Genomic DNA, 21808 nt, shown 5'->3' on the forward strand with positions numbered 1-21808 from the left:
CCCGAACGGGTCCTGGGTACGACCGGCCGTCAGCCGGTCGTGTACTGGTGCAGCCCGGGTATGGTCAGCGTGCCACCGAACTGGCCGGCCTGCACGACCTTCACCTTGGTGAGGTAGATCGTCGGTATGTTCAGCGGCGGCGGGTTGTCCGGGGTGAACGTGACCGGGATCAGGCCGAGCAGGTTGCCCGAGATGCTCTCCGTGTACATGATCGTCTTGCCGTCGGTGATGGTGGACTTCGAGCCGCTGGCCGCCTGCACGTGGTACGTCTTGCCGGTCAGCTTGTCGTTCACCGTCTGGTGCAGGTCGCCTATTTCCGTGCCGTCGGAGATCACGTACTTCAGGACCTTCTTGACGGTGCCGTCGGCGGTCTTCACCTTCACGATGCCCTGGTAGTCCGCGCCCTTGAGGAGCAGCGAACTGGCGTTCAGGTACCAGGGGTCGTCGGGCAGGGTCACCGGGTTGTCGACGCCGCCCTCTTCGTCCGTGGCGACCGGGCAGTCCGACGGGTCCGTGGTGGAGCTCGCCGAAGGGCTCGGGGACGAGGTGGCCGCGTCGGCCGCGTCCGTGACCGCCTTCATGGTGTCCTCGGCCGCCTTGGTCACCGTCGTGGTCGTGTCCTTCACGGTGTTCTCGACCGTGTCGGTGAGCTTGTCGGTGGTGTCCTTGACCGTGTTGGACGTGGTCTTGCCGGACGTGCTCGTGCCGGACGTGCTCGTGTCCGTCGTGTCCTTGGTCGCGCTCGCCGAGGCGGACGGCGTGGGCGTGGCGCTCGCCGTGGAGTCACCGCCGCCCGTGAGGATGCCCGTGATCGCGTCGCCGATGGCACCCAGCAGGTCGCCACCGCTGCTCGCGGACGCCGAGGGGGTCGCCGTGGCCGTGCCACCGCTGCTCCCACTGCCGCTGCTGCCGCTCTGCGCCGACTTGCTCGCCGACGGCGCCGGCGTGGACCCGGCCTCGTCGTCGGAACCTGAATCCGACGAAGAGGACGTGTCCGGGGACGCGGTCGACGAGGACGACACGGTGGCCGAAGGGGTCGGCAACGACGGGTCGGCGGACTCGCCGGAGCTCGCCGAGGAGGAGGCGGAGGGTGTCGGGGTGGCCGACGTGTCCTTGCCGGTCACGGCCTCGACGCAGTCCTGGTACTCGTCGACCGTCAGGCTCGTGGAGGAGGAGTGGTCGTCGGCCTGGGCGAGCGTCGGCGTGAACCCCATCCCCATGAGGACCGCGGTGGGCATCGCCGCGATGGCGACGGCCTTCCCGGCGGGCACATGGAACCTGGTGAACAGCGGCTTCCTCGGGGCCGCGTGGCGCGGCCCGGTTCTCACCCGGGACTCGTCCACCTCGGTCCCGCGGATCACCTCGTCAGCCGGCACTGTGCCTCCCGTTCGCCCCGTGGGCGGGGCTCATTCCTGACAGGTCCTTCGGCTCGCCCGGCTCGTCGGCGGCCGCGGGGCCCGCGCTGTGCGCGCCGTCCCGGCCGCCCGTGGAATCCGGGGCCTGGGGCACGTGCGGGGTGTTCGGGGTGTCGAGGGCGCCCGGGGCACCGCCCTCGCTCTTGTGCGCCGGCGCGCCCTTCTCCTCACCGGGCTCGCCCGGGACCCAGGCGACCGCCATCGCGCCGCCGATCATGGCGAGCAGGAAGCCGACGAGGAAGCCGCCGAGGTTGGCCACCGGAATGGACACCAGCCCCAGCAGAATCGCCGCGACTCCGGCGAAGGTCCGTACATGCTTCTGGAACCAGAGGCTGACACCCAGTACGCCGAGCAGCACGCCGATGATCAGGGAACCGGCGCCACCGGGGGTGCCCATGGCCATCGTCAGATGGCCGATCTGGAGATGCGCGTACGGGAAGTACACGATGGGGAAGCCCGCGAGCAGGACGTACAGGCCCGCCCAGAACGGGCGATCGCCCCTCCAGGAGCGGAAGTTCCGCCGGAAGACTTGGAGATAGTGCTCGCTCTGCCCGGGTGACTCGGCGCTCATGGAAAACGGCTCCCTGGAACGGCTTTGCTGTGAGACGTACGCGCTTGAGAAGTTCACGTACTGGGGGAAGGGACGGGGCGGGCGGGGCAGCTGCCGGCTCCCCCGCCCGCCCCTGGAGTGCCTAGTAGCACTCCTTGACGCCCTTGGACAGCGACATCTTCAGGCCGCTGAGCTTGAACGTGCCGGCGGTGGTCGCCCACGCCGTCTGCTTCACATCGGTCAGCGTGGCCGAGTCGGCCTGCTGCGCGAAGCCGTACGGGTTCGCCTGGTCACCGCTCTTGATGCCGGGACCCTTGCTGGCGTCCTTGGCCGCAACGCCGATGTCGATGCCACGGAAGGTGGCATTGGCCTGCAGGTCCTCGACGTCGATGTACAGGTTGTCGGCCTCGACCGGCGTACCGTCACCGCCCGCCTTCAGCGTCAGGCTGACGGACCCGAGCAGCGGGATGTTCGGGGTGACCACCGACTGGCACATGTTCGTGATCGTCGCCGACTTGAACGCCGAGACCGCGACGGGGTGAGCCGTCTTCTGGCCGTCGAGGGTGTAACCCGAGTCAATGGCCCCGTACTGCGAGAAGCCAATACCGTCGAGCCGGTCGGCCGAGACCTTGAACGACTGACCGGAAACGCTGAACGACGCGGCGAGAGCGCCCTGCGCGAGGGCGACACCTATCGCTGCCGTGGCGGCCACGCTGGGCACCATCACGACCGCGAACCGCTTCCATCTGGTCCCGCCACGCACCTGGGACTCCATATTTCCTCCTTCTCGGACGTACATCTCCTGGCCCTGACTGACCCATGTCGGCGGCTCAGCCGGGCAGGGATGGGAGAAGTGCTACGTCCTCGGGAAGGAGAGCGCCCGTACCCATCGAGCGCGAACCGCGCCCGAAATCACCGGCGATCACCCCCGAGCGACAACCACTGGTCGCGCCTGACACACATCACGCACAACCTGCTGGACAGGCTCCGCCGAACGGCGAAGACCCCCCTGTCCCAGGACCGGCGCCACTGCCGCCGCCCCTACCCGGTGGGGACCCAGAAAACCCCTTGACCCGATTGGCTGTCGGGGTAGGGGCAATGGACCGAGCGTCGCCGATCGTGGTGCATTCTCGCCGCCCGCACAAGGGGGTTCGTTACTCGCTAGTAACGGCCGGATAACCGAACAACGACCCGCCGGTATCGGTCGACAACTCAGGGTGGCGCCGAGAGCGACGGCAAAACAGTTGATCCATGGACAGAATCCGACAGATCGACACCTCTGACTTACTCCCAGTAACAGCGGCCGCGTTTACCAAGTTTTGGTAAAGCGCGGCCACCTGCCACTCTCCTGGCGAATCTTTCACCTGGGCATCACACGCCCCGGCGTTTAGGAACAGGTCAGCACACCGGTCACAACCCGTTCAGGACAACGGCCGGGCGCCGTTCGGGACGCCGCTCAGAACAGGGCCCTGGCCAGCGCCCGGCGCGCCGCGACCACACGCGGGTCGTCGCCACCGACCACGTCGAAGAGCTCCAGCAGCCGCACCCGTGCGGCATCGCGGTCGTCGCCCGCCGTGCGCTGCACCGTGTCGATGAGCCGCCCGAACGCGTCTTCGACATGCCCGCCCACCAGGTCGAGGTCCGCCGCCGCGATCTGCGCCGGTACGTCCTTGGGCTTCTCGGCGGCGTCCTTGCGGACCTGGAGCGGGTCGGCGCCCTGGACGCGCTGCAGCAACTCGGCCTGGGCGAGGCCGAGCTTGGCCTCCGTGTTGCCCGGGTCGTCGCCCAGCACGTTCCTGTACGCCTGCACCGCACCGCCGAAGTCGCCCGCGTCCAGGGCCTGTACGGCGGCCTCCAGGAGCGCGTCGTGCGGGCCTGCCGGCACCTCGGGGGCCACCGGCGCGGCGCCGGGCTCGCCGTCGGGGTCGACGGTCAGGCCGGTGAGGCCGAAGCGCTGCTCGGCGACCTCCACCAGCTGGTCGAGGGTCCCGCGGATCTGGGCCTCGCCGGCCGCCCCCTGGAAGAGCGGCAGCGCCTGTCCGGCGACCACCGCGAAGACAGCCGGGATCCCCTGGATCCCGAACTGCTGCATCAGCATCTGATTGGCATCGACATCGATCTTGGCAAGGACGAACCGCCCGTTGTACTCGACGGCCAGCCGTTCGAGCACCGGGCTCAGCTGCTTGCAGGGCTCGCACCACTCGGCCCAGAAGTCGATGACGACGGGTACCTCGGTGGACCGCTGCAGGACATCGCCCTCGAATCCCGCCTCGTCGACATCGAAGACGAGGCTGGCGGGAGACACGGCCCCGCCTCCGCCGCCCTGCCTGGCGGCTTCGGCGCGCGCCTGCTCCGCCTTCGCCTTGGCCTCCTGGGCCGCCTTCACCGCGGCGAGGTCGACGACTCCGCTCATGGACATGTTCCGTGGCTGCATGAGTACATCTTCTCCCTTCCGCGCGCACGTGTGAAAAGCGTGGTGAAAGCCGGGCCGTTTTACGACGCGGCCCTACGCGTTACCTGGTGGTCGGTGCCGGGTCCCCACCCGGCGCCTGTGGTGGTCGCTCGGGCACAAGTGCGGGTACAGGCACGGTGTACGAGCTTTCGCTACGACTCGTAGCGTAACTGTCCCGGGCCCCCCTTGTATGCCATCCCCCGGTGATCTCCCTCACGGCTTCACACACTCGCCTGATTCGGCCACCGCCACCGCCGGATATGGTCACGGGCATGCAGAGTCGCCCTTCCGCCCCCCGCACGGGGCGCCCGCGCAGCGCCGCCGCGGACGTCGCGATCCTGGAGGCGACACGGGCGGCACTGGTGGAGCTGGGCTGGTCGAAGCTGACATTGGGGGACGTGGCCACCCGCGCCGGCGTCGCCAAGACGACCGTCTACCGCCGCTGGGCGGGCAAGAACGAACTCGTGGTGGACGCGGTGGCCGTCCTCTTCGACGAGCTGGAACTGCCCGACCGGGGAAGCCTCGCCGCCGACGTCGAGGGTGTGGTCCTGCAGTTCGCCGCCCTACTGGAGCGTCCGGAGACCAAGACCGCCCTGATGGCCGTGGTCGCCGAGTCGACCAACGACGCCGCTCTGCGTGACCGTATCCGCTCGTCGATCGTCGACCGCCAGAAGCACCTCGTCATGGAGGGGCGCGCTCGCGCCCAGGCCCGGGGGGAGCTGCCCGTGGAGAACGACCCGGAGGCAGCGGCCCGCGGTTCGGACCTGATCTTCGACGTGATCGCGGGCGCGGTCGTGCATCGCAGCCTGGTGAGCTCCATGCCCGTCGACGCGAACTGGGCCCGCGACTTCACCCGGCTTCTGCTGAGCGGACTGACCGCGATCTCACCCACCTGAGCCTCCTTCCCCGCCACCTGCGATCAACCGCCCAGCTCACACCAGACGAGCTTCCCGCCGGGGCGGGACAGCCCCAGGGAGTGGTGACCCCACCGGTCGGCCAGTTCCTCCACGATTCCCAGCCCGCGCCCGCCTTCACCACCCGCGCTCGACAAGCGGATCCGAGGCGGTTCACCGCTGGTGTCCCACACCGAGAGCCGCAACCACTTCCCGGACCGCCGCACCCGGAGGCAGGCGGGACCGGGGGCGTGCACATGCGCGTTGGTGACCAGTTCGCTGACCAACAGCCCGGCCGTACAGAGGAGTTCCCCGAGCCCGTGCGCCCGGAGCATCAGCCGCACAGCACCGCGCGCGACACCGACCGCGAGGGGATTGTGGGGGATGTTGATGCTGTACTCCCAGTCGTCCTCGTTCATGGGGGACCTCCGCCCTGGACAGGGTGCCGACGGCACGTGGCACATGGCGTGCTCCCTCAATCCGGCTGCGCACGCTACGTGTTGATTGCCATACTGACGGTAGGGATAGACAGGGCAGAATTGCAACCTAATGTCCCGAACGGGTGACACTCAACTCTCAGAAGGAGGCGTCCCCTTGGCGCTACGAACACAGATCAGCGAGCGGCAACGCCGACTTGGGGCCGAGCTTCGGCGACTCCGCGACCACTGCGGCATCACCACATCCGAAGCAGCCACCATCGCGGGCTTCAAGGCGCCGTTCCTCAGCCATATCGAAGCCGGTCGCACCGCCATCACCACCGATCGTCTTCGCCGACTGTGCGCGGCCTACGGGGTCAACTCTGCTCCATACTTGGAGTCCCTCGTCGCACTGTCGGAGTCCAACGGCAAGGGGTGGTGGAGCACATACCGAGGGAGGGTCACCGTTCACGCGCTCAACCTCGCGGAGCTGGAAGCTGGATCGGCAAGTCTCTGCTCGTACGAGCCCCTACTCATCCCAGGCCTGTTCCAGACCGAGGAGTACATCCGCGCCCTCTTCAGCGACGTCCAGCCCAGACACGCCACCCCCGAGGACGCCATCGCATTCCGCCTGAGGCGCCAGAAGATCCTCACCGGCGAGCACGGCCCCACCGTGCACACCGTCATTCACGAGGCGGCCCTGCGCATGCACTACGGCGGGTCCGAGGTCATGCGGGCACAGCTTCTCCACCTCATCGAGTCGGCCCGGCTGCCGAACGTGGTCATCCAGATCTTCCCGTTCCGCGCCCGGACCTTTCTGGGCGTGAGCACCCCGTTCCTGTATGCGGCGCCACATGTCGAGGAACTGGCCACCGTCGTACTGGAGCATCCGAACGAACCGATCTACCGTGACACGAGGGAACACCTGTCCCAATACCGCTCGCTCTTCGACCGGTTGACGAAGTCCGCGCTCGCCCCGGTGGACCCCTCCACCGCACCTGAGTCCCATGCGGTACCAGATTCGCTGACGCTGCTCCAACACCTCTTGTACGACCTCTAGAAGGGCCCGAAATGCTCCACCTCACCTGGCAGAAATCATCCTTCAGCGGTGACGAGTCCGGCAACTGCCTCTATGTGGCCGCCGCCTCCGACGGCACCCTCCGCCTCCGCGAAAGCGACACCCCCGACGAGATCATCGCCACCACCCCCGTCCTCCTCGGCCATCTCATACGGACCGTCCAGGCCGGTGCGCTCGCCGGCTCCACCCGGGCCGACCGGTAACCCGCAGGGCCAGGTCCGCCAGGCGACAGAGCCCGCAGCGCCCCGCGGCACGCCCACAGACAAGCGGGGGCGGCAGGGGCCGAGAAATACCTCGCTCATTCCCCTCTAACCTGAGCCGAGCTGCTCAGCCGCCCGATCGGGCGCGTCGGCCCGTGCCGCCGCGCGGACGCCGGCCTCGCCGAGCGGAGCGAGCCGCTCGGCGGCGCCCTCGACCAGTTGCAGGTCGGCCTTGGTGTGGGCGATGGCCGCGTCGATCAGGAGGGCCACCAGGGGGGCGCCGGTGTGGGAGCGCCGCAGCCGGGTCAGGCCGGCGAGTTCGGAGAGGTAGGACCGGCTCTGCGCCGCGACGAAGGCGTCCAGGGCGTCGGGGCCGAGGGCCGAGGCGCCGAACAGCTTGAGGAACAACTCGTCGCGGAACCCGCCCGTGCGCACCCACGCGCTGGTCGCCCATTCCCGCAACTCGTCCTGTCCGGACGCCGTGAGGCTGTACAGCGTCTTGTCGGGCCGGTCCGGCTGTGCCACCTGTGACCTGGTGACGAAGGCGTCCCGGACCAGTCGGTCCAGAATCTGGTAGAGGTGGCCGATGTTGAGGCCGCCCCACTGTGGGCCGATGGTCTCCTCGAAGCGCCCTTTGAGCTCGTACCCGTGACTGGGCCCCTCGGTCAGCAACGCGAGCACGGCGTGATGCAGTGGCATTTTGCACCTCCCCTGGATTGTGACAATGTACCGCTGCATTGCCACAATGCAGGAGAGGTGGAGGCGCCATGGGTGTACGACTGCGGGGGGTGACCCGCCGGTATCCGGGCCTGACCGCCCTGGACGCCGTCGACCTGGAGATAGCGGACGGCGAGGCCGTCGCGGTCACCGGCCCGTCGGGCTCGGGGAAGTCCACCGTGCTGCACCTGCTCGGCGGCATGGACCGGCCCGACGAGGGAGCCGTGGAGGTCGACGGCACAGAACTGACGTCACGTCAGTTAGATGCGCACCGCCGCCGGGTGGGGTTCGTCTTCCAGCGCTTCCACCTGCTGCCCGCACTGACCGTGCTGGACAACGTGCTCGCGCCGGTGCTGCCCCGCCGGGTGGACTTCGACCGGCGCTCCCGCGCGCTGGAGCTGCTGGCGGCGGTCGGCCTCGCGGCACGCGCCGACGCGCTGCCCTCCGAGCTCTCCGGCGGTCAGCAGCAACGGGTGGCGATCTCCCGGGCGTTGATCAACCGGCCGGGGCTGCTGCTGGCGGACGAACCGACCGGCAACCTCGACAGCGCGACCGGCCGGGAGATCATCGATCTGCTGCTGTCGCTGCGCGAGCGGTACGGGATGACGATGCTGCTCACCACCCATGACCCGGAGGTCGCGGTGGCCTGCGACCGGATCGTACGGCTGCACGACGGCCGGATCGTGTCCGACGAGCAGGTGGCGCCCGCCGCCGACGCGTTCGACCGGCTCGGAGGCCTGCGTCCGTGATCGCCATGATCTTCTCCCAGCTGTGGCGGCGTCGTTCGCGTGCGCTCGCCCTCGCCGCGGGCATCCTCGTCGCCGCCACCAGCTTCACCCTGCTCACCTCGACCGTGACCACCAGCCAGGCGCGGACCACCGGGATCGTCGAGGACAGCTCCCGTTCCGCGTACGACATCCTGGTCCGCCCGGCCGGCAGCCAGTCCGCCGTCGAGCGGGACCGCGGACTGGTCGAGCCCAACTTCCTGTCGGGGATCTTCGGCGGCATCACCCTCGACCAGTACCGGCGCATCAAGTCCCTCTCCGGTATCGAGACCGCCGCTCCGGTCGCCAACATCGGCTATCTGATGGTCGACGGCGCCGTCCCGGTCGATGTATCGGCGTTCCGGGACAGCGAGGTCCCCCGCCAACTCCTGCGCCTCACCCCGAAGGTGAAAGCCGGGCTGGGCAGCTACCCGGCCGCCGACCAGTACGTCTACCTGACCCGCGAGCCGATCGTCACGGACGCGACGTGGGGAGACGACAACCCCTGGCCGGACCTGCAGCAGGAGAAGGTGAACGGCCGGAGGTACTCGGTCTGCTGGTTCTACAACATGGACAAGAGCGGGTTGAAGACCGACTTCCTGGGCGAGAAGCTGCCCCAGCCCATGTTCGACTGGAACGACGACCCGGAGTCGGTGTTCTCCCTCGACCCCCGCTCGAACATGACCTGCGTACCGGGGGACGGGAAGGCCACGGCCGAGGTACCGGTCAAGTTCCCGGTGCTGCTGTCGGCGATCGATCCGGCGGCGGAGGACGAACTCGTGGGCCTGAGCGACACGGTCACCTCGGGCCGGACACTCACCGCACAGGACCGGCCCGTCTGGGCCCCGGACCCGTGGGAGGACCCGAAGTCGGTGGAATCGGAGCGGGGCCACCACTACCAGGTCCCGGTCGTGCTCAGCAGCCGCGCCCTGACGGCCGGCACCCTGAGTGCCACCGTCAAGCGACTGGACGTCGGCGATCCGGAGGCGCTGCCTTCCAAGTTGAGCAGCCCACAAGCCCACGACTTCGTCAACGGCCTGCGGGGCACCGCCGTCGGCACCGTCACCGCCGACCTCGGCACCGGCTTCCGGTCCATCACCGACGCCGGCGCCTGGTTCGAGACGTTGAACTACTGGACGGTCGGCCCGGTCCGTTACCGCAGCACCGAGGACGGCCTGGCCGTGCAGACCCGGCCCGCCCAGCCGCCCGGCATCTGGCAGTACAACAGCAACCAGCCGGATACGTATGTCCCCGAAGAGAACGCGGGCACCCAGTTCCGGACGGTCACCGGGCATGCCGCCACCGTGTGCGGTTCGTTCAAGACCTGCGACCGTCAGGACTCGGGACGCGCCCCGGACCCGCTGGTCCGCGTCGTAGGCCGCTACGACCCCGGCAAGCTGCGCGGCTTCTCCGCACTCTCCCGGGTCCCGCTGGAGACCTACCAGCCACCGCAGGTCACCGGCGCGGACGCGGCCGGCCGGGCCGCCCTGAACGGCCGGCCGCTGCGACCCGACCGCAACCTCGGCGGGTACCTCAGCCCGCCGCCCACCATGCTCACCACGATCGACTCGATCCCGGCACTCACCCACAGCCGCAGAAAGCCCACGGCGCAGGACACGGCACCGGTCAGCGCCATCCGCGTCCGCGTCGAGGGCGTCACCGGCGTCGACCCCACCTCCCGGGCCCGGGTCAACTCCGTCGCCGGCCAGATCCGCGCCGCCTACCCGAAGCTGCAGGTCGACGTCACCGTCGGCAGTTCGCCCGCGCCGCAGACCATCGTGCTGCCCTCGGACATCAAGGTCACCGAGCGCTGGGTCGCCAAGGGCGTGGCCCTGCGGATCCTGCGGGCCGTGGACACCAAGAGCGCGGTGCTGTTCGTCCTGGTCCTGGTGGTCTGCGGACTCTTCCTCGGGCAGGCCGCCCTGGCCTCCGTACGATCGCGCCGCACCGAGATCGGCGCACTGCGCTGCATGGGGTGGAGCACACCGGAGGTCCTGCGCCTGATACTCGGCGAACTGGCGGTGATCGGCCTCGGCGCGGGTGCGCTGGGCGCCCTGACCGCCTACGGGCTGGGCACCCTGCTCGGGCTGTCCGGGACGGCGGCGAAGGCGGCCCTGGTCCTGCCTGTCGCACTGCTGCTCGCGCTGACCGCGGGCCTGCTGCCCGCCTGGCGGGCGACCCGGCTGGGGCCGCTGGACGCGGTCTCCCCGCCGGTGACGCCCACCCGCCGGGCGGTTCCCGTCCGTTCGGTCACCGGCCTCGCGCTGCGCAACCTGCTGCGCACTCCCGGCCGCACCGTGCTCGGCGCGGCCGGCCTGGCGCTCGGGGTGGCGGCCTTCACCGTGCTGCTGTGCCTCACCCTCGCCTTCCGCGGCGAGGTGGCCGGCTCACTCCTGGGCAACGCCGTCGTCGCGCAGGCACGCACCGCCGACTATGTGAGCGTCGCCCTGTCACTGCTGCTCGGCGCGGCCGGGGCGGTGGACGTCCTGGTCCTGTCGCAACGCGAGCGAGCGGCCGACCTCGCCGTGCTGAACGCCACCGGCTGGTCGCACCGCGAGATCGCCCGGCTCACCCTCTACGAAGGTGCCGGCCTCGCCCTCCTGGGCGGTCTGACCGGAGCCGTCGTCGGCCTGACCGCAGTCCTGACGATCGGTCAGGGACTCCTGGCAGGACGGCTGTCGACGGTCGTCGGCGCCGCATTGCTGGCAACCCTCGCCGCGGTCGGCCTGGTGTGCGGGGTCCTCTCCGTACCGATCCGGGCCATGTCCCGCATCGCCCCGGCCCACCTGCTGGCGAGGGACTGAGGCAGACCCCGGGCGGGACGCGGACGTGTCGCTGCGGCGCGTCCCGTTCCGGGCAGCCGTTCTGTTCTGTCTCTGCGCAGCCTCACCCGCGAGGACGCAGGCCAACGGGGCCAACGTCGCCTGATGCGGCACTAGAAACCCGGCGGTTCCGTGTACACCCCCCACTCGTCCCGCAGGACACCGCAGATCTCACCCAACGTGGCCTCGGCCCGCACCGCCTCCAGCATGGGCGCAATCATGTTCGACCCGTCCCGCGCGGCGGCGAGCATCGCGTCCAACGAGGCCCTCACCCGCGCCTCGTCACGCCCCGCCTTCCGGGAACCCAGCTCCCGTACCTGCTCCCGCTCCACCTCGTGGCTGACCCGCAGGATCTCCAGATCCCCGGTCACGGATCCGTGGTGGACGTTCACCCCCACCACCCGCTTGTCACCCTTCTCCAACGCCTTCTGGTACTGGAACGCCGACTCGGCGATCTCCCCGGTGAACCAGCCGTCCTCGATCCCCCGCAGGATGCCCGAGGTGATGGGACCGATCGGGTGCCGCCCGTCGGGGTGCGCCCGCAGCCCCCGCGCCCGGATCTCCTCGAAGATCTTCTCCGCGTCGGCCTCGATCCGGTCGGTCAGCTGCTCGACGTACCAGGAACCGCCCAGCGGGTCGGCCACGTTGGCGACCCCGGTCTCCTCCATCAGCACCTGCTGCGTGCGCAGGGCGATCTCGGCGGCCTGCTCGGACGGCAGCGCGAGCGTCTCGTCCAGCGCGTTGGTGTGCAGGGAGTTCGTACCGCCCAGAACGGCCGCGAGCGCCTCCACCGCCGTACGGACGACGTTGTTGTACGGCTGCTGCGCCGTCAGCGAGACACCCGCGGTCTGCGTGTGGAAGCGCAGCCACTGCGCCTTGTCCGACTTCGCCCCGTACACGTCCCGCATCCACCGCGCCCAGATCCGCCGCGCGGCCCGGAACTTGGCGATCTCCTCGAAGAAGTCGAGGTGCGCGTCGAAGAAGAAGGAGAGGCCGGGGGCGAAGACGTCCACGTCGAGGCCGCGCGAGAGCCCCAGCTCGACGTAGCCGAACCCGTCCGCCAGCGTGTACGCCAGCTCCTGCGCGGCCGTGGAGCCGGCCTCCCGGATGTGGTAGCCGGAGACGGACAGCGGCTTGTACGCGGGGATCTTCGCGGCGCAGTGCTCCATCAGGTCGCCGATGAGGCGCAGGTGCGGCTCGGGCTGGAAGAGCCACTCCTTCTGGGCGATGTACTCCTTGAAGATGTCGGTCTGGAGGGTGCCGTTCAGGACGGACGGGTCGATCCCCTGCCGTTCCGCCGCGACCAGGTACATGCAGAAGACGGGTACGGCCGGTCCGCTGATGGTCATCGACGTCGTGACGTCACCCAGCGGGATGTCCTTGAACAGGACCTCCATGTCGGCCGCCGAGTCGATCGCGACCCCGCAGTGCCCGACCTCGCCGAGGGAGCGCGGATCGTCGGAGTCGCGTCCCATGAGCGTCGGCATGTCGAAGGCGACCGACAGTCCGCCGCCGCCCGCGGCGAGGATCATCTTGTAGCGCTCGTTCGTCTGCTCCGCGTTCCCGAACCCGGCGAACTGGCGGATCGTCCACGTACGCCCTCGGTAGCCGGTCGGGTACAGGCCGCGGGTGAAGGGGTATTCGCCGGGCCAGCCGATCCGCTCGAAGCCGTCGTACCTGTCCCCCGGCCGTGGCCCGTACACCGGCTCCACCGGATCACCGGAGAGCGTGGTGAAGTCGGCCTCACGCTTGCGCGAGGTGTCGTACCGGGCCTGCCAGCGGCGGCGGCCCTCTTCGATGGCGTCAGCGTCCATGCTTCGAATTTACTAGGACGTCCTAGTAAATGTCGATGGGGAACCGCCACGGACCACTCCCGTGGCGGTAAGAGTGCGGCGATAAGGGCTACGCCTTGGCGACCACGGGAGAGTCCTCCGCGATCTTCGACTCCAGCTCCTGGGTGACCTTCCGCTCCACGAAGAACGCGGCCGTCGGAACGATCCCCGCGAGCAGCACCCACAGCTGCTTGCCGACCGGCCACTTCGCCTTGGAGCCCAGGTCGAAGGCGAAGACCAGGTAGACGACGTAGAGCCAGCCGTGCGCGAAGCCGAGGGCGAAGGTGGCGTCCCCGGCACCGTTCATGTGGAGCACGTACTTGGCGATCGTGGCGAGGGTCAGCAGGACCAGCAGCACACCGGTGACGTAGGCCATCACGCGGTAGCGGGTCAGCACGCTCTTCTTCATGGGGATGAGCGTAACGACCCCATTTGCGCGATCTACGAGCACCCCCGCCCCGGCGCGCCCCTGTACGTCTGCCCCTCTGTTTCTCCGTCCCTCGTCTATTCCTCGTCGAAGTCGCTCGCGGCGATGCGCAGGGGCCGCAGCATCGCGAAGATCTCCGCGCACTCCTCGGAGTCGTAGGCCCCGAGCCCGAAGTCCATCGCCATCAGGTCGCGGGTCGCCGCGTCGCAGACCTCACGGCCCTTCTCGGTGATGGAGGCGAGCGTGCCGCGCCCGTCGTTGGGGTTGGGCCGCTTGTCGACGAGCCCGGACTTCACCAGCCGGTCCACGGTGTTCGTGACGGAGGTCGGGTGCACCATGAGGCGCTCGCCGATCTTGGACATCGGGAGCTCGCCGGCCTTGGAGAAGGTGAGCAGGACCAGTGCCTCGTAGCGCGCGAAGGTGAGTCCGTACGGCTTGACGACCGCGTCGACCTCGGCGAGCAGGATCTGGTGCGCGCGCATGATCGAGGTGATCGCGGCCATGGACGGCACGGATCCCCAGCGCTGCTTCCAGAGTTCGTCGGCGCGGGCGATGGGATCGAAGGCAAGGCTGAGCGGCTTCGGCACGGCATAAGACCTTACCCGCCGGTCATATGCTGGTCAGCCCCGTCTCGCCTTTCGGTCCCGGCCCCCTCTACGACGGGGGTCGCGGCCCCCTCCGTACGCCGCGCCTCCACCGCCAGCAGTACGCAGCAGACGGTGCCGAGCACCCCCGCGCCCGCGACGGTCGCCCGCACTCCGGCGAGCTCGGCCGCCACCCCCGACAGCGCCATCCCCACCCCCTGGACGGTCATCAGACCGGCGGTGTTCAGCGTCATCGCCCGCCCCCGCAGCTCCTCGGGCACGGCCCGCACGAACCACTGGTCCAGGCCGAGTGAGTACGCGGATCCGGTGCCCGCGAGCAGCAGCAGGGCCAGCGACCAGCCGAGGTCCGGCCGCAGGACGTAGCCGACGTACGGCAGCAGGGTGACGCAGACGAGCGGGAGGGCGAGCCGGGTGCGGGTCGCGGGCCGCAGCCTCGAACCCGCGTACAGCTCCCCCGCGATCGTGCCGACCGGCAGGGCGCACATCAGCAGTCCGAGCCCGGCCGATCCGACGCCGAGCCCGTCGGCGTAGGGCGCGGCCAGCGCCTCCGGCGCGACGGCGAACATCGGCGGCACCCAGAACAGCAGGAGCAGGGCCCGTACCCGCCGGTCGGCGAGGATCCGGCGGGTTCCGTGGAGCGAGTCCCGCACCAGCGCGCCTTCGTGACGGGCCCGCGCGGGCCGTCGCCGGGTGCCGAAGCGCAGCAGCGCGGCGGAGGTCAGGAAGGTGCACACCGTGATGAGCAGCGCGCCGCGCGGTGACACGACGGTGAGCAGCACGCCGCCGAGCCCGAACCCGGCGAGCAGCGCGCCCTGCGAGACGATCCGCAGCAGGGAGCGGCCCAGGACGAACAGATCGCCGTCGCCGAGGACGTCGGTCAGCGTCGCCGTCCGCGCCCCCTGGAAGAGCGGTGAGACGACGGCGAGCGCGCAGCGCATGGCCAGCAGTACGGCGATGGGCGCGCCCGGCACCACCATGACGGCCACGCAGCCCGCGCACACCAGGTCGCACACGACGAGGACCCGGCGGGCCGGGAAGCGGTCCGCGGCGCCGGCGAGGAGGGTTCCACCGATGAGGTAGGGGAGGAAGCCGAGTGCGAACGTCAGGGCGCTCATCAGCGGTGAGCCCGTCAGGTCGTAGACCAGGACGGACAGGGCGAGCTCGCTGACCACGAGGCCGAGCAGCGAGAACGCGTGGGCGGCGAAGACGGCGCGGAACTCCCGTACGGCGAAGACTCGGCCGTAGCCCGTGGCTTCGGGCGCGTTCGGTGGGGTGGTCGGTGGGGCGGGCAGCGTCGTCGCGCCCTTCATTTCTGCGTCCGGCATGGGCAACAGCGTGCTCACCCGACGGCCCGGCCCGTAGAGTTTCGGTCCCAGCCGAATCTTCAGGGGGTGTCTCTTCTTGCCTTCCCTCCTGCACTTCGGGGAGGACGACCTCCTCAACTGCCGTTTCGCGGTGTCGCCCCTGTGGGAGACGCAGGAGGCGGTCCGCACGCTCAACCGTCCCGCGCGGCACGGCTACCACGCGCACTGGCTGCGCCGTATCCGCGCGGCCGCCGCCGGACTCGACCTCGCACCGCTGTGGCTGCTGATGCCGCAGCGCGGCTACTGCCCCGACTGGCTCTGCCCGCCCCCGATCGGTCCTGCGGCCACCTTCGAGGAGGAGATCGCGGCGGTCCGCGCGGCCGACCCCGAGGCGGCCCGCGAGGAGGCCGCGAGGTCACTGGCGGACACCCCGGGCGCCCTCGAATCGTCCCGAGGCCGGTCGCTGTTGAAGGACCCGATGCGCATGGTCCAGGAGCTGGCCGACCTGATGGAGACGGCCTGGCACGCGCTCGTCGAACCGGACTGGCCGCGGCTGCGCGCCCTGCTGGAGGCGGACATCGCGTTCCACTCGCGGCGGCTCGCGGAGGTCGGTCTGGGCGGGTTGCTGCCGGAGATCGACCGTCGGTTCGGCTGGCGCTCCCACACGCTGACCATCGAGTGGAAGGGCCGGCACGAGCGGGACCTCGCGGGCCAGGGCCTGATTCTGGTGCCCAGTGTCTTCATCTGGCCGGAGGTGGTCAGTTCCTTCGAGCCCCCCTGGCAGCCCACGCTCGCCTACCCCGCCCGCGGCATCGGCGGCCTGTGGGCCGAACCGACGGACCACACCCCCGACGCCCTCGTGCGACTTCTGGGACGGGGCAGGGCCACCGTCCTCACGGCCCTGGACGAACCCACCACCACGACAGCCCTCGCCCACCGCCTCCAGCTCGCCCCGTCGTCCGTCTCCGCCCACCTCACGGTCCTGCGCGCCGGAGGCCTGCTCACCTCACGCCGCTACGGCCACCAGGTCCTGTACGAACGCACCCCCCTGGGGATGGCGCTGGCGTCGGGTACGGAGCAATAGCCCGCCCCGCGTCGCCCCGGTCAGCCGCGCGTGGTGCGGCGCAGGTGGTGGCGGATGGCTCGTTGGGCGACCGGGCCGAGGGTGTCGAGGGCGGCGACCAGGGCGGCCAGTTGTTCCAGGGCGTCGAGGGCGGCCCGGGAACCCTCGGGGTCGACCCCCTCGTACAGCTCGATGCCGACGAAGGACGCGGCGACGGCACGCGCCAGCCCGGCCGGATCCGCGAACTCGCCGAGCGGGGTCGGCGCGAGGACCCGGACCAGGACCCGCTCGATCTCGGTGATCCACAGATCCAGCCCCTCCGAGGTCGCGGGCGCCAGACGCGCGTCCGTCTGCGCCCCGGCGAGAAGTTGCCCGAGGACGGCGACATGTCCCTCGGCCCGCTCCACCTCGTGCATCTCCCGTCCGAACGCGAGGAGTTCCGCCAGCGACCCGACCTCGGCGAGCCGTTCCCGGTGGTGCGCGACCCGCTGCTCCGCCCCGTACCGGACCGCGGCCGACAGCAACTCGTCCACGGACCCGAAGTGGTAGAAGACGAGGGCCTGGTTGACTCCGGCGGTCGCCGCGATCGTACGGGCCGAGGTCTTCGCGATCCCCTGCTCGGTGAGCGTCCGCAGGGCGCCCTCCAGCAGTTTCGCCCGGGTCGCCTCGCTCACGCGCGCGCCTCCTCGCGGACGGGCCGCAGCCCGGGCCGCACCCCGCGGGTACGGACGTCGGTGTACGTCGCCCGGAAGCTGCCCTCGTAACCGAAGAGCGGACCGAAGTGGCGGTTCACGACCCGGACCTGAATGTGGAAGCGCCCCGTGGAGTCGTCGAAGGACTCGCGCACCTGGGCGTCGGCGCCGATGAGTTCGGGGACGCGGACGTCCACCGGGCCCTCCCGGAAGCGGTGTTCGCCGGAGCGGATCAGCAGGGAGCCGTCGGGCTCGGCGCGCAGGTGCAGGTCGCTGGCGAGGTGCTGATGCGTGCCGAGGTAGTCGAGGACGCGGTCGCCCTTGGGGCTCAGCACCATCTGGGCGTCGAAGCGGCGGGAGCGGCCGGGCAGGTCGAAGGTGCGCACGAAGCTCACCGTCTCACGGCCGAAGGTGTCGGCGTAGGGCACATTCTCGATCATGAAGGGGACGTTCCGGCCCGCACGCGGGACGAGGATGTTGCGGGTGCCGCCGAGGGCCAGGAACGGCTTCACGAAGCCCCTCCCGTGCCAGACGCGGTCCATGACGCCGTGGCCGGTGCACGCCTCGCCGCCGGCCAGGCCCACGGAGAAGCGTCGCCGCAGCTCGGGGTGGAGGCGGTCGAAGTCGGCGCCCATCGCGGTGCGGAAGATGGAGGGGGTCACCGCTGCTCCAGGGTGGCGAGGACGCGCGGCGCACGGGCCTGCGCGATCGGGGTGCGCAGGCAGCGGCGGGCGGCCGGGGTGCCGGGCAGCGGGGGCGCGAAGAGCGCCAGGAGGGCGGCGACGACGGCCAGTACGGGGGTCGAGTAGAGGGCGAGCGGCGCCAGCGGGCCCGCCGCGTCCACGAGCGCGCCGTACACCGTGCCCGAGCAGGCGGCCAGCAGGACGAAGCCGCGCACGGCGCACTCGCCGAGCCAGTTGCGCAGCGCCCGCTCCGGTGTGATGTCCCGCTCCAGCCACAGTCGCAGCCGGTCGAAGGACCAGGCCGTGGCCCAGCCGATGAGGGGGCGGAAGAGGAGCCGGTCGGCCACGGCTCCGAAGCGGCCCCATCGCGGGCGGTAGTCGTACCCGGTGAGGAAGCGGACGCCGTCGGCGTCGGGGACGTAGCGCCAGTAGCCGCTGCCCTCGGCGAGGAGGGAGAGCGGGTGCGGGGAGGCGAAGCGCAGGGCGGAGGTGCGGGTGCCGTCGGGGCGCTCCTTCTCCCCGGCGGAGACTCCCGTCCCGGCGACGGTCAGGAAGGGCAGCACCCGGGTGGCGTACCGGAAGCGCTGCGGCTCGCCCTCGATACGTGGGAGGTGGGCGATGGAGGTGAACCTCAGGTCCCAGCGCTGGTGCTGCGCGGGGTCCTGCGTCCGTGCCCACAGGTCGTCGAGATCGCCTCGTACATGTGTCTCTACGTAGAGCCCCATTTACCGAACCCCCAGATCAGTGACCACTTTTGAGCGATCGCTCAATCGATCACGCCTGAGATTACCGGGGTTTGAGCGATCGCTCAAATGGTCGGGCGCGAAAAACCCCGGCCCACTGGACCGGGGTTTCGGGGTTTCGGGGCTTCGGGGCTTCGGGGCTTCGGGGCTTCGGGGCTTCCCGCCGGAGGCCTATGCGGACAGGTGCCGCTCCACGGTCTCCACCTTGGAGGTCAGCCCGTCCGTCACACCGGGTCGAATGTCCGCCTTCAGGACGACGGATACGCGCGGCGCCCGCGCCTCGACGGCGGCGACGGCGCGCTTGACCACGTCCATCACTTCGTCCCACCCACCTTCTACGGAGGTGAACATCGCGTCGGTGCGGTTCGGCAGCCCCGATTCACGGACCACCCGGACGGCGTCGGCGACGTACTCCCCCACGTCCTCGCCGACGCCCAGGGGCGTCACGGAGAAGGCGACGATCATGAGGACTTCACGACTCCCTCGCGGCGGGCGCGGGAGGCGATGACCGCGTCCTCGCTCTCCCGCCGCAGCTTGCGCTCGGCGAAGAAGCCGCCGGTGGGCAGCACGGACAGGACGAAGTAGAGGGCCGCCGTCTTCTTGCCCCACTTGGTGCGGTTCCAGGCGTCCGCCCAGAAGATCACGTACAGGATGAAGAGGACGCCATGGATGGAGCCCATGACGCGCACCCCGTTGAAGTCCGTGGTCCGCTTCAGCACCGAGCAGAGGAGCAGCAGCAGGAAGGAGACGGCCTCGGGGGCCGAGACCAGGCGCAGGCGGCGGAGGGCGGTGGCGGTCTTAATGTCCACGGGTCACCTTCGGTGGGAGTTTCGCTGTCGGCGGGAGCCGCTTTGTGAACGTGAGCACAAGCGTCCGCCATTGTGGCACCCGGGGCGCGGCAGCCCCTCTCGGGGGTGCCCGTCTTGCCCCCTAAGGGTCCGCTCAGGGGTGAGATCCACCCCTGGGGCCTGTCCGCGTCCCCACCCGGCGGCTACCTTCACAACGTGGCGATGTTCCGACTTCAAGGCAGCAAAGTGCTGGCCGTCGACATGACCGGGGACGCCGTGAAGGCGAAGAACGGCTCGATGGTCGCGTACGACGGTCAGATGGCGTTCAAGAAGCTGAGCGGCGGTGGGGAGGGGATCCGCGGGATGGTGACCCGGCGCATCACCGGTGAGCAGATGACGGTGATGGAGGTGAAGGGGCAAGGGACCTGCTGGTTCGCGGACCGGGCTTCCGAGATCAACCTGGTGAACCTCCAGGGCGACAAGCTGTACGTCGAGTCCAGCAATCTCCTCGCGACCGATGCCGGGCTGCGCACAGGCACGTCCTTCACGGGACTGCGCGGCGCCTCCCAGGGCAACGGGCTGTTCACGACCACCGTCGAAGGCCACGGCCAGGCGGCGATCACGTCCGACGGCCCGGCCGTGGTGCTGCGCGTCAGCTCCCAGTACCCGCTGACGGTCGACCCGGGGGCGTACATCGCGCACCAGGGCAATGTCCGGCAGTCCTTCCAGGCCGGAGTGACCTTCCGCACATTCATGGGCGAGGGCGGCGGCGAGGCCTTCCAGATCCGCTTCGAGGGCGACGGTCTGGTCTACGTGCAGCCCAGTGAGCGCAACACGATCGCGGGGGACGTGTGACATGCCGTTCCGCGAAGTGAACTCCAAGATGATCGAGGCGACGGTCCTGCCCGGCCAGCGCCTGTTCAGTCAGCGCGGCGCGATGCTCGCCTACAAGGGCGAGGTCTCCTTCACACCCAACGTCCAGGGCGGCCAGGGCGGGATCATGTCGATGATCGGCCGCCGGGTGGCCAACGAGGCAACCCCGCTGATGACCGTCGAGGGCAGCGGCACGGTCCTGTTCGGGCACGGCGGCCATCACATCCAGGTGATCGGCCTCACGGGCGACACCCTGTACGTCGAGGCGGACCGGCTGCTGGCCTTCGACGGCACCCTCCAGCAGGGCACGATGTTCCTGGGCTCGCAGGGCGGGGTGATGGGCATGGTCCGGGGCCAGGTGACGGGCCAGGGGCTGTTCACCACCACCCTCAAGGGGCACGGCTCGGTCGCCGTGATGGCGCACGGGGGCGTGATCGAGGTCCCCATCTCCCCCCAGCGCCCCATCCATGTCGACCCCCAGGCGTACGTGGCGCACCACGGTGACGTACGCAACAAGCTGTCCACGGCGCTCGGCTGGCGCGACATGGTGGGCCGCGGCTCGGGCGAGGCGTTCCAGCTGGAGCTGAGCGGCAGTGGTGCGGTGTACGTCCAGGCCTCGGAGGAGAAGCTGTGAGCCCGTACGGAACTCCCGGCGGCGGCTATCCGGGCGGCGGGACTCCGGGCGGTCCGGTGATCCACGACCCGATGACCCTGCCGGTCGACGACAACGTCAACAAGTACACCTTCTGCGTGGAGCTCAAGGGGAGCCAGTGGTTCCTGCAGAAGGGCAAGATGATCGCCTACTACGGGACGATGGAATTCAACGGCATCGGGCACGGCCGCCTGGACCGTCTGATCCGTACGTCCTTCCATTCCCCTTTGCACGCGAGCGACTGGGTCGTGGCGGAGGGCTCGGGCAAGATGCTCCTCGCCGACCGGGCGTTCGACGTGAACTCGTACGACCTGGACGAGGGCAATCTGACCATTCGCTCAGGCAACTTGCTTGCTTTTCAGCCAAGTCTCGCGCTCAAGCAGTCGATCGTGCCGGGCTTTCTGACGCTCATCGGAACGGGCAAGTTCGTGGCGGCCTCCAACGGTCCGGTGGTGTTCATGGAGCCTCCCATCCGGGTGGATCCGCAAGCGCTTGTCGGCTGGGCCGACTGCCCGTCCCCGTGCCACCACTACGACCACGGGTACATGACAGGCCTCATGGGCGGTCTACGTGCACTGACAGGCCTCGGCGGGGCCTCTGGAGAGGAGCATCAGTTCGAGTTCGTGGGGGCCGGCACGGTGCTGCTGCAGTCCACCGAGGTACTCATGGCCGAGCAGTCCACGGGGGCGGTTCCGCACGAGCCGGGAGTGCCCGGCGGGGGCGGCGTACCCGGTCACCAGGGACAGCACGGACAGCAGGCCGGCACACCGCGCCTTCCCGGACAGCTCGGAGACCTCCAGCGTCGCTTCGGGCTGTGAGCGGTAGTCTGCGGAGTGTGA

At 70.0% G+C, this 21808-nt stretch carries 24 protein-coding genes; 9 read left to right on the top strand and 15 right to left on the bottom strand.

Annotated elements, in window-relative coordinates:
• Window positions 1-29 precede the first annotated feature (29 nt).
• The 4 genes from RV986_RS16735 to RV986_RS16750 all read right to left on the bottom strand — a co-directional run bounded on the left by RV986_RS16735 (window position 30) and on the right by RV986_RS16750 (window position 4399).
• Window positions 30-1376: a hypothetical protein gene (locus tag RV986_RS16735; RefSeq protein ID WP_475918177.1), complete on the bottom strand. Its 1347-nt coding sequence runs from the start codon at window positions 1374-1376 to the stop codon at window positions 30-32.
• Window positions 1366-1986: a DUF6114 domain-containing protein gene (locus tag RV986_RS16740; RefSeq protein ID WP_475918178.1), complete on the bottom strand. Its 621-nt coding sequence runs from the start codon at window positions 1984-1986 to the stop codon at window positions 1366-1368. Before RV986_RS16740 ends, RV986_RS16735 begins: the two co-directional genes overlap by 11 nt.
• Before the next feature lie 121 nt (window positions 1987-2107).
• Window positions 2108-2740 carry a DUF6230 family protein gene (locus RV986_RS16745; protein ID WP_475918179.1) on the bottom strand — a complete coding sequence of 211 codons (633 nt, stop codon included), beginning with the start codon at window positions 2738-2740 and terminating at the stop codon, window positions 2108-2110.
• A gap of 681 nt (window positions 2741-3421) precedes the next feature.
• Window positions 3422-4399: a tetratricopeptide repeat protein gene (locus tag RV986_RS16750; protein ID WP_475918180.1), complete on the bottom strand. Its 978-nt coding sequence runs from the start codon at window positions 4397-4399 to the stop codon at window positions 3422-3424.
• 290 nt (window positions 4400-4689) lie between these two features.
• On the opposite strand from RV986_RS16750, the gene RV986_RS16755 reads away from it, so the two are divergent.
• Window positions 4690-5313 (top strand): TetR/AcrR family transcriptional regulator, encoded by a 624-nt coding sequence (locus RV986_RS16755; RefSeq protein WP_475918181.1) that lies wholly within the window; start codon window positions 4690-4692, stop codon window positions 5311-5313.
• Between the two features lie 23 nt (window positions 5314-5336).
• Here RV986_RS16755 and RV986_RS16760 read toward each other — a convergent pair whose 3' ends face one another.
• Window positions 5337-5729 (bottom strand): ATP-binding protein, encoded by a 393-nt coding sequence (locus RV986_RS16760; protein ID WP_475918182.1) that lies wholly within the window; start codon window positions 5727-5729, stop codon window positions 5337-5339.
• 175 nt (window positions 5730-5904) lie between these two features.
• On the opposite strand from RV986_RS16760, the gene RV986_RS16765 reads away from it, so the two are divergent.
• Both RV986_RS16765 and RV986_RS16770 read left to right on the top strand, forming a co-directional pair.
• Window positions 5905-6786, top strand: coding sequence for a helix-turn-helix domain-containing protein (locus RV986_RS16765; RefSeq protein WP_475918183.1), 882 nt, complete (start codon window positions 5905-5907; stop codon window positions 6784-6786).
• 11 nt (window positions 6787-6797) lie between these two features.
• Window positions 6798-7007 (top strand): DUF397 domain-containing protein, encoded by a 210-nt coding sequence (locus tag RV986_RS16770; RefSeq protein WP_475918184.1) that lies wholly within the window; start codon window positions 6798-6800, stop codon window positions 7005-7007.
• A gap of 105 nt (window positions 7008-7112) precedes the next feature.
• On the opposite strand, the gene RV986_RS16775 is transcribed toward RV986_RS16770, so the two are convergent.
• Window positions 7113-7703, bottom strand: coding sequence for a PadR family transcriptional regulator (locus RV986_RS16775; protein WP_475918185.1), 591 nt, complete (start codon window positions 7701-7703; stop codon window positions 7113-7115).
• A gap of 68 nt (window positions 7704-7771) precedes the next feature.
• Between RV986_RS16775 and RV986_RS16780 the strand changes: the two genes are divergently transcribed.
• Window positions 7772-8470: an ABC transporter ATP-binding protein gene (locus RV986_RS16780; RefSeq protein ID WP_475918186.1), complete on the top strand. Its 699-nt coding sequence runs from the start codon at window positions 7772-7774 to the stop codon at window positions 8468-8470.
• 5 nt (window positions 8471-8475) lie between these two features.
• Entirely contained in the window at window positions 8476-11289 is a 2814-nt protein-coding gene (locus tag RV986_RS16785; RefSeq protein ID WP_475924301.1) for an FtsX-like permease family protein, read from the top strand.
• Between the two features lie 131 nt (window positions 11290-11420).
• Here RV986_RS16785 and RV986_RS16790 read toward each other — a convergent pair whose 3' ends face one another.
• The 4 genes from RV986_RS16790 to RV986_RS16805 form a co-directional block, all read right to left on the bottom strand.
• Window positions 11421-13121 carry an acyl-CoA mutase large subunit family protein gene (locus RV986_RS16790; protein ID WP_475918187.1) on the bottom strand — a complete coding sequence of 567 codons (1701 nt, stop codon included), beginning with the start codon at window positions 13119-13121 and terminating at the stop codon, window positions 11421-11423.
• Between the two features lie 88 nt (window positions 13122-13209).
• Window positions 13210-13548: a DUF3817 domain-containing protein gene (locus RV986_RS16795; RefSeq protein ID WP_168511282.1), complete on the bottom strand. Its 339-nt coding sequence runs from the start codon at window positions 13546-13548 to the stop codon at window positions 13210-13212.
• 95 nt (window positions 13549-13643) lie between these two features.
• Complete coding sequence (locus RV986_RS16800) at window positions 13644-14153, bottom strand: MarR family winged helix-turn-helix transcriptional regulator (protein WP_095852549.1); 510 nt, start codon at window positions 14151-14153, stop codon at window positions 13644-13646.
• An 11-nt stretch (window positions 14154-14164) separates the two neighbouring features.
• Window positions 14165-15496: an MFS transporter gene (locus RV986_RS16805; RefSeq protein ID WP_475918188.1), complete on the bottom strand. Its 1332-nt coding sequence runs from the start codon at window positions 15494-15496 to the stop codon at window positions 14165-14167.
• A 76-nt stretch (window positions 15497-15572) separates the two neighbouring features.
• Here RV986_RS16805 and RV986_RS16810 point away from each other — a divergent pair, with 76 nt between their 5' ends.
• On the top strand, window positions 15573-16559 hold the full coding sequence (locus tag RV986_RS16810) for an ArsR/SmtB family transcription factor (protein WP_475918189.1): 987 nt from the start codon (window positions 15573-15575) through the stop codon (window positions 16557-16559).
• 20 nt (window positions 16560-16579) lie between these two features.
• On the opposite strand, the gene RV986_RS16815 is transcribed toward RV986_RS16810, so the two are convergent.
• From RV986_RS16815 to RV986_RS16835, 5 genes are all read right to left on the bottom strand, one after another.
• Window positions 16580-17212 (bottom strand): TetR/AcrR family transcriptional regulator, encoded by a 633-nt coding sequence (locus RV986_RS16815; protein ID WP_475918190.1) that lies wholly within the window; start codon window positions 17210-17212, stop codon window positions 16580-16582.
• Window positions 17209-17865 carry a DUF4166 domain-containing protein gene (locus tag RV986_RS16820; protein WP_099946644.1) on the bottom strand — a complete coding sequence of 219 codons (657 nt, stop codon included), beginning with the start codon at window positions 17863-17865 and terminating at the stop codon, window positions 17209-17211. The genes RV986_RS16815 and RV986_RS16820 overlap by 4 nt, the downstream gene beginning before the upstream one ends.
• A gap of 23 nt (window positions 17866-17888) precedes the next feature.
• Window positions 17889-18638, bottom strand: a complete 750-nt coding sequence (locus tag RV986_RS16825; protein ID WP_475918191.1) for a hypothetical protein — start codon at window positions 18636-18638, stop codon at window positions 17889-17891.
• Between the two features lie 189 nt (window positions 18639-18827).
• Complete coding sequence (locus RV986_RS16830) at window positions 18828-19121, bottom strand: MTH1187 family thiamine-binding protein (RefSeq protein ID WP_095852554.1); 294 nt, start codon at window positions 19119-19121, stop codon at window positions 18828-18830.
• Window positions 19118-19465, bottom strand: coding sequence for a DUF3817 domain-containing protein (locus RV986_RS16835; RefSeq protein ID WP_475918192.1), 348 nt, complete (start codon window positions 19463-19465; stop codon window positions 19118-19120). Before RV986_RS16835 ends, RV986_RS16830 begins: the two co-directional genes overlap by 4 nt.
• 201 nt (window positions 19466-19666) lie before the next feature.
• Between RV986_RS16835 and RV986_RS16840 the strand changes: the two genes are divergently transcribed.
• From RV986_RS16840 to RV986_RS16850, 3 genes are read left to right on the top strand one after another with little or no spacing between them, the layout of a single operon-like run.
• Window positions 19667-20299 carry an AIM24 family protein gene (locus RV986_RS16840; protein WP_095852555.1) on the top strand — a complete coding sequence of 211 codons (633 nt, stop codon included), beginning with the start codon at window positions 19667-19669 and terminating at the stop codon, window positions 20297-20299.
• Between the two features lies 1 nt (window position 20300).
• Window positions 20301-20951: an AIM24 family protein gene (locus tag RV986_RS16845; RefSeq protein WP_475918193.1), complete on the top strand. Its 651-nt coding sequence runs from the start codon at window positions 20301-20303 to the stop codon at window positions 20949-20951.
• Window positions 20948-21787: an AIM24 family protein gene (locus tag RV986_RS16850; protein ID WP_475918194.1), complete on the top strand. Its 840-nt coding sequence runs from the start codon at window positions 20948-20950 to the stop codon at window positions 21785-21787. Before RV986_RS16845 ends, RV986_RS16850 begins: the two co-directional genes overlap by 4 nt.
• Window positions 21788-21808: the final 21 nt, after the last annotated feature.

Source organism: Streptomyces sp. RLA012 (genome assembly GCF_056270325.1).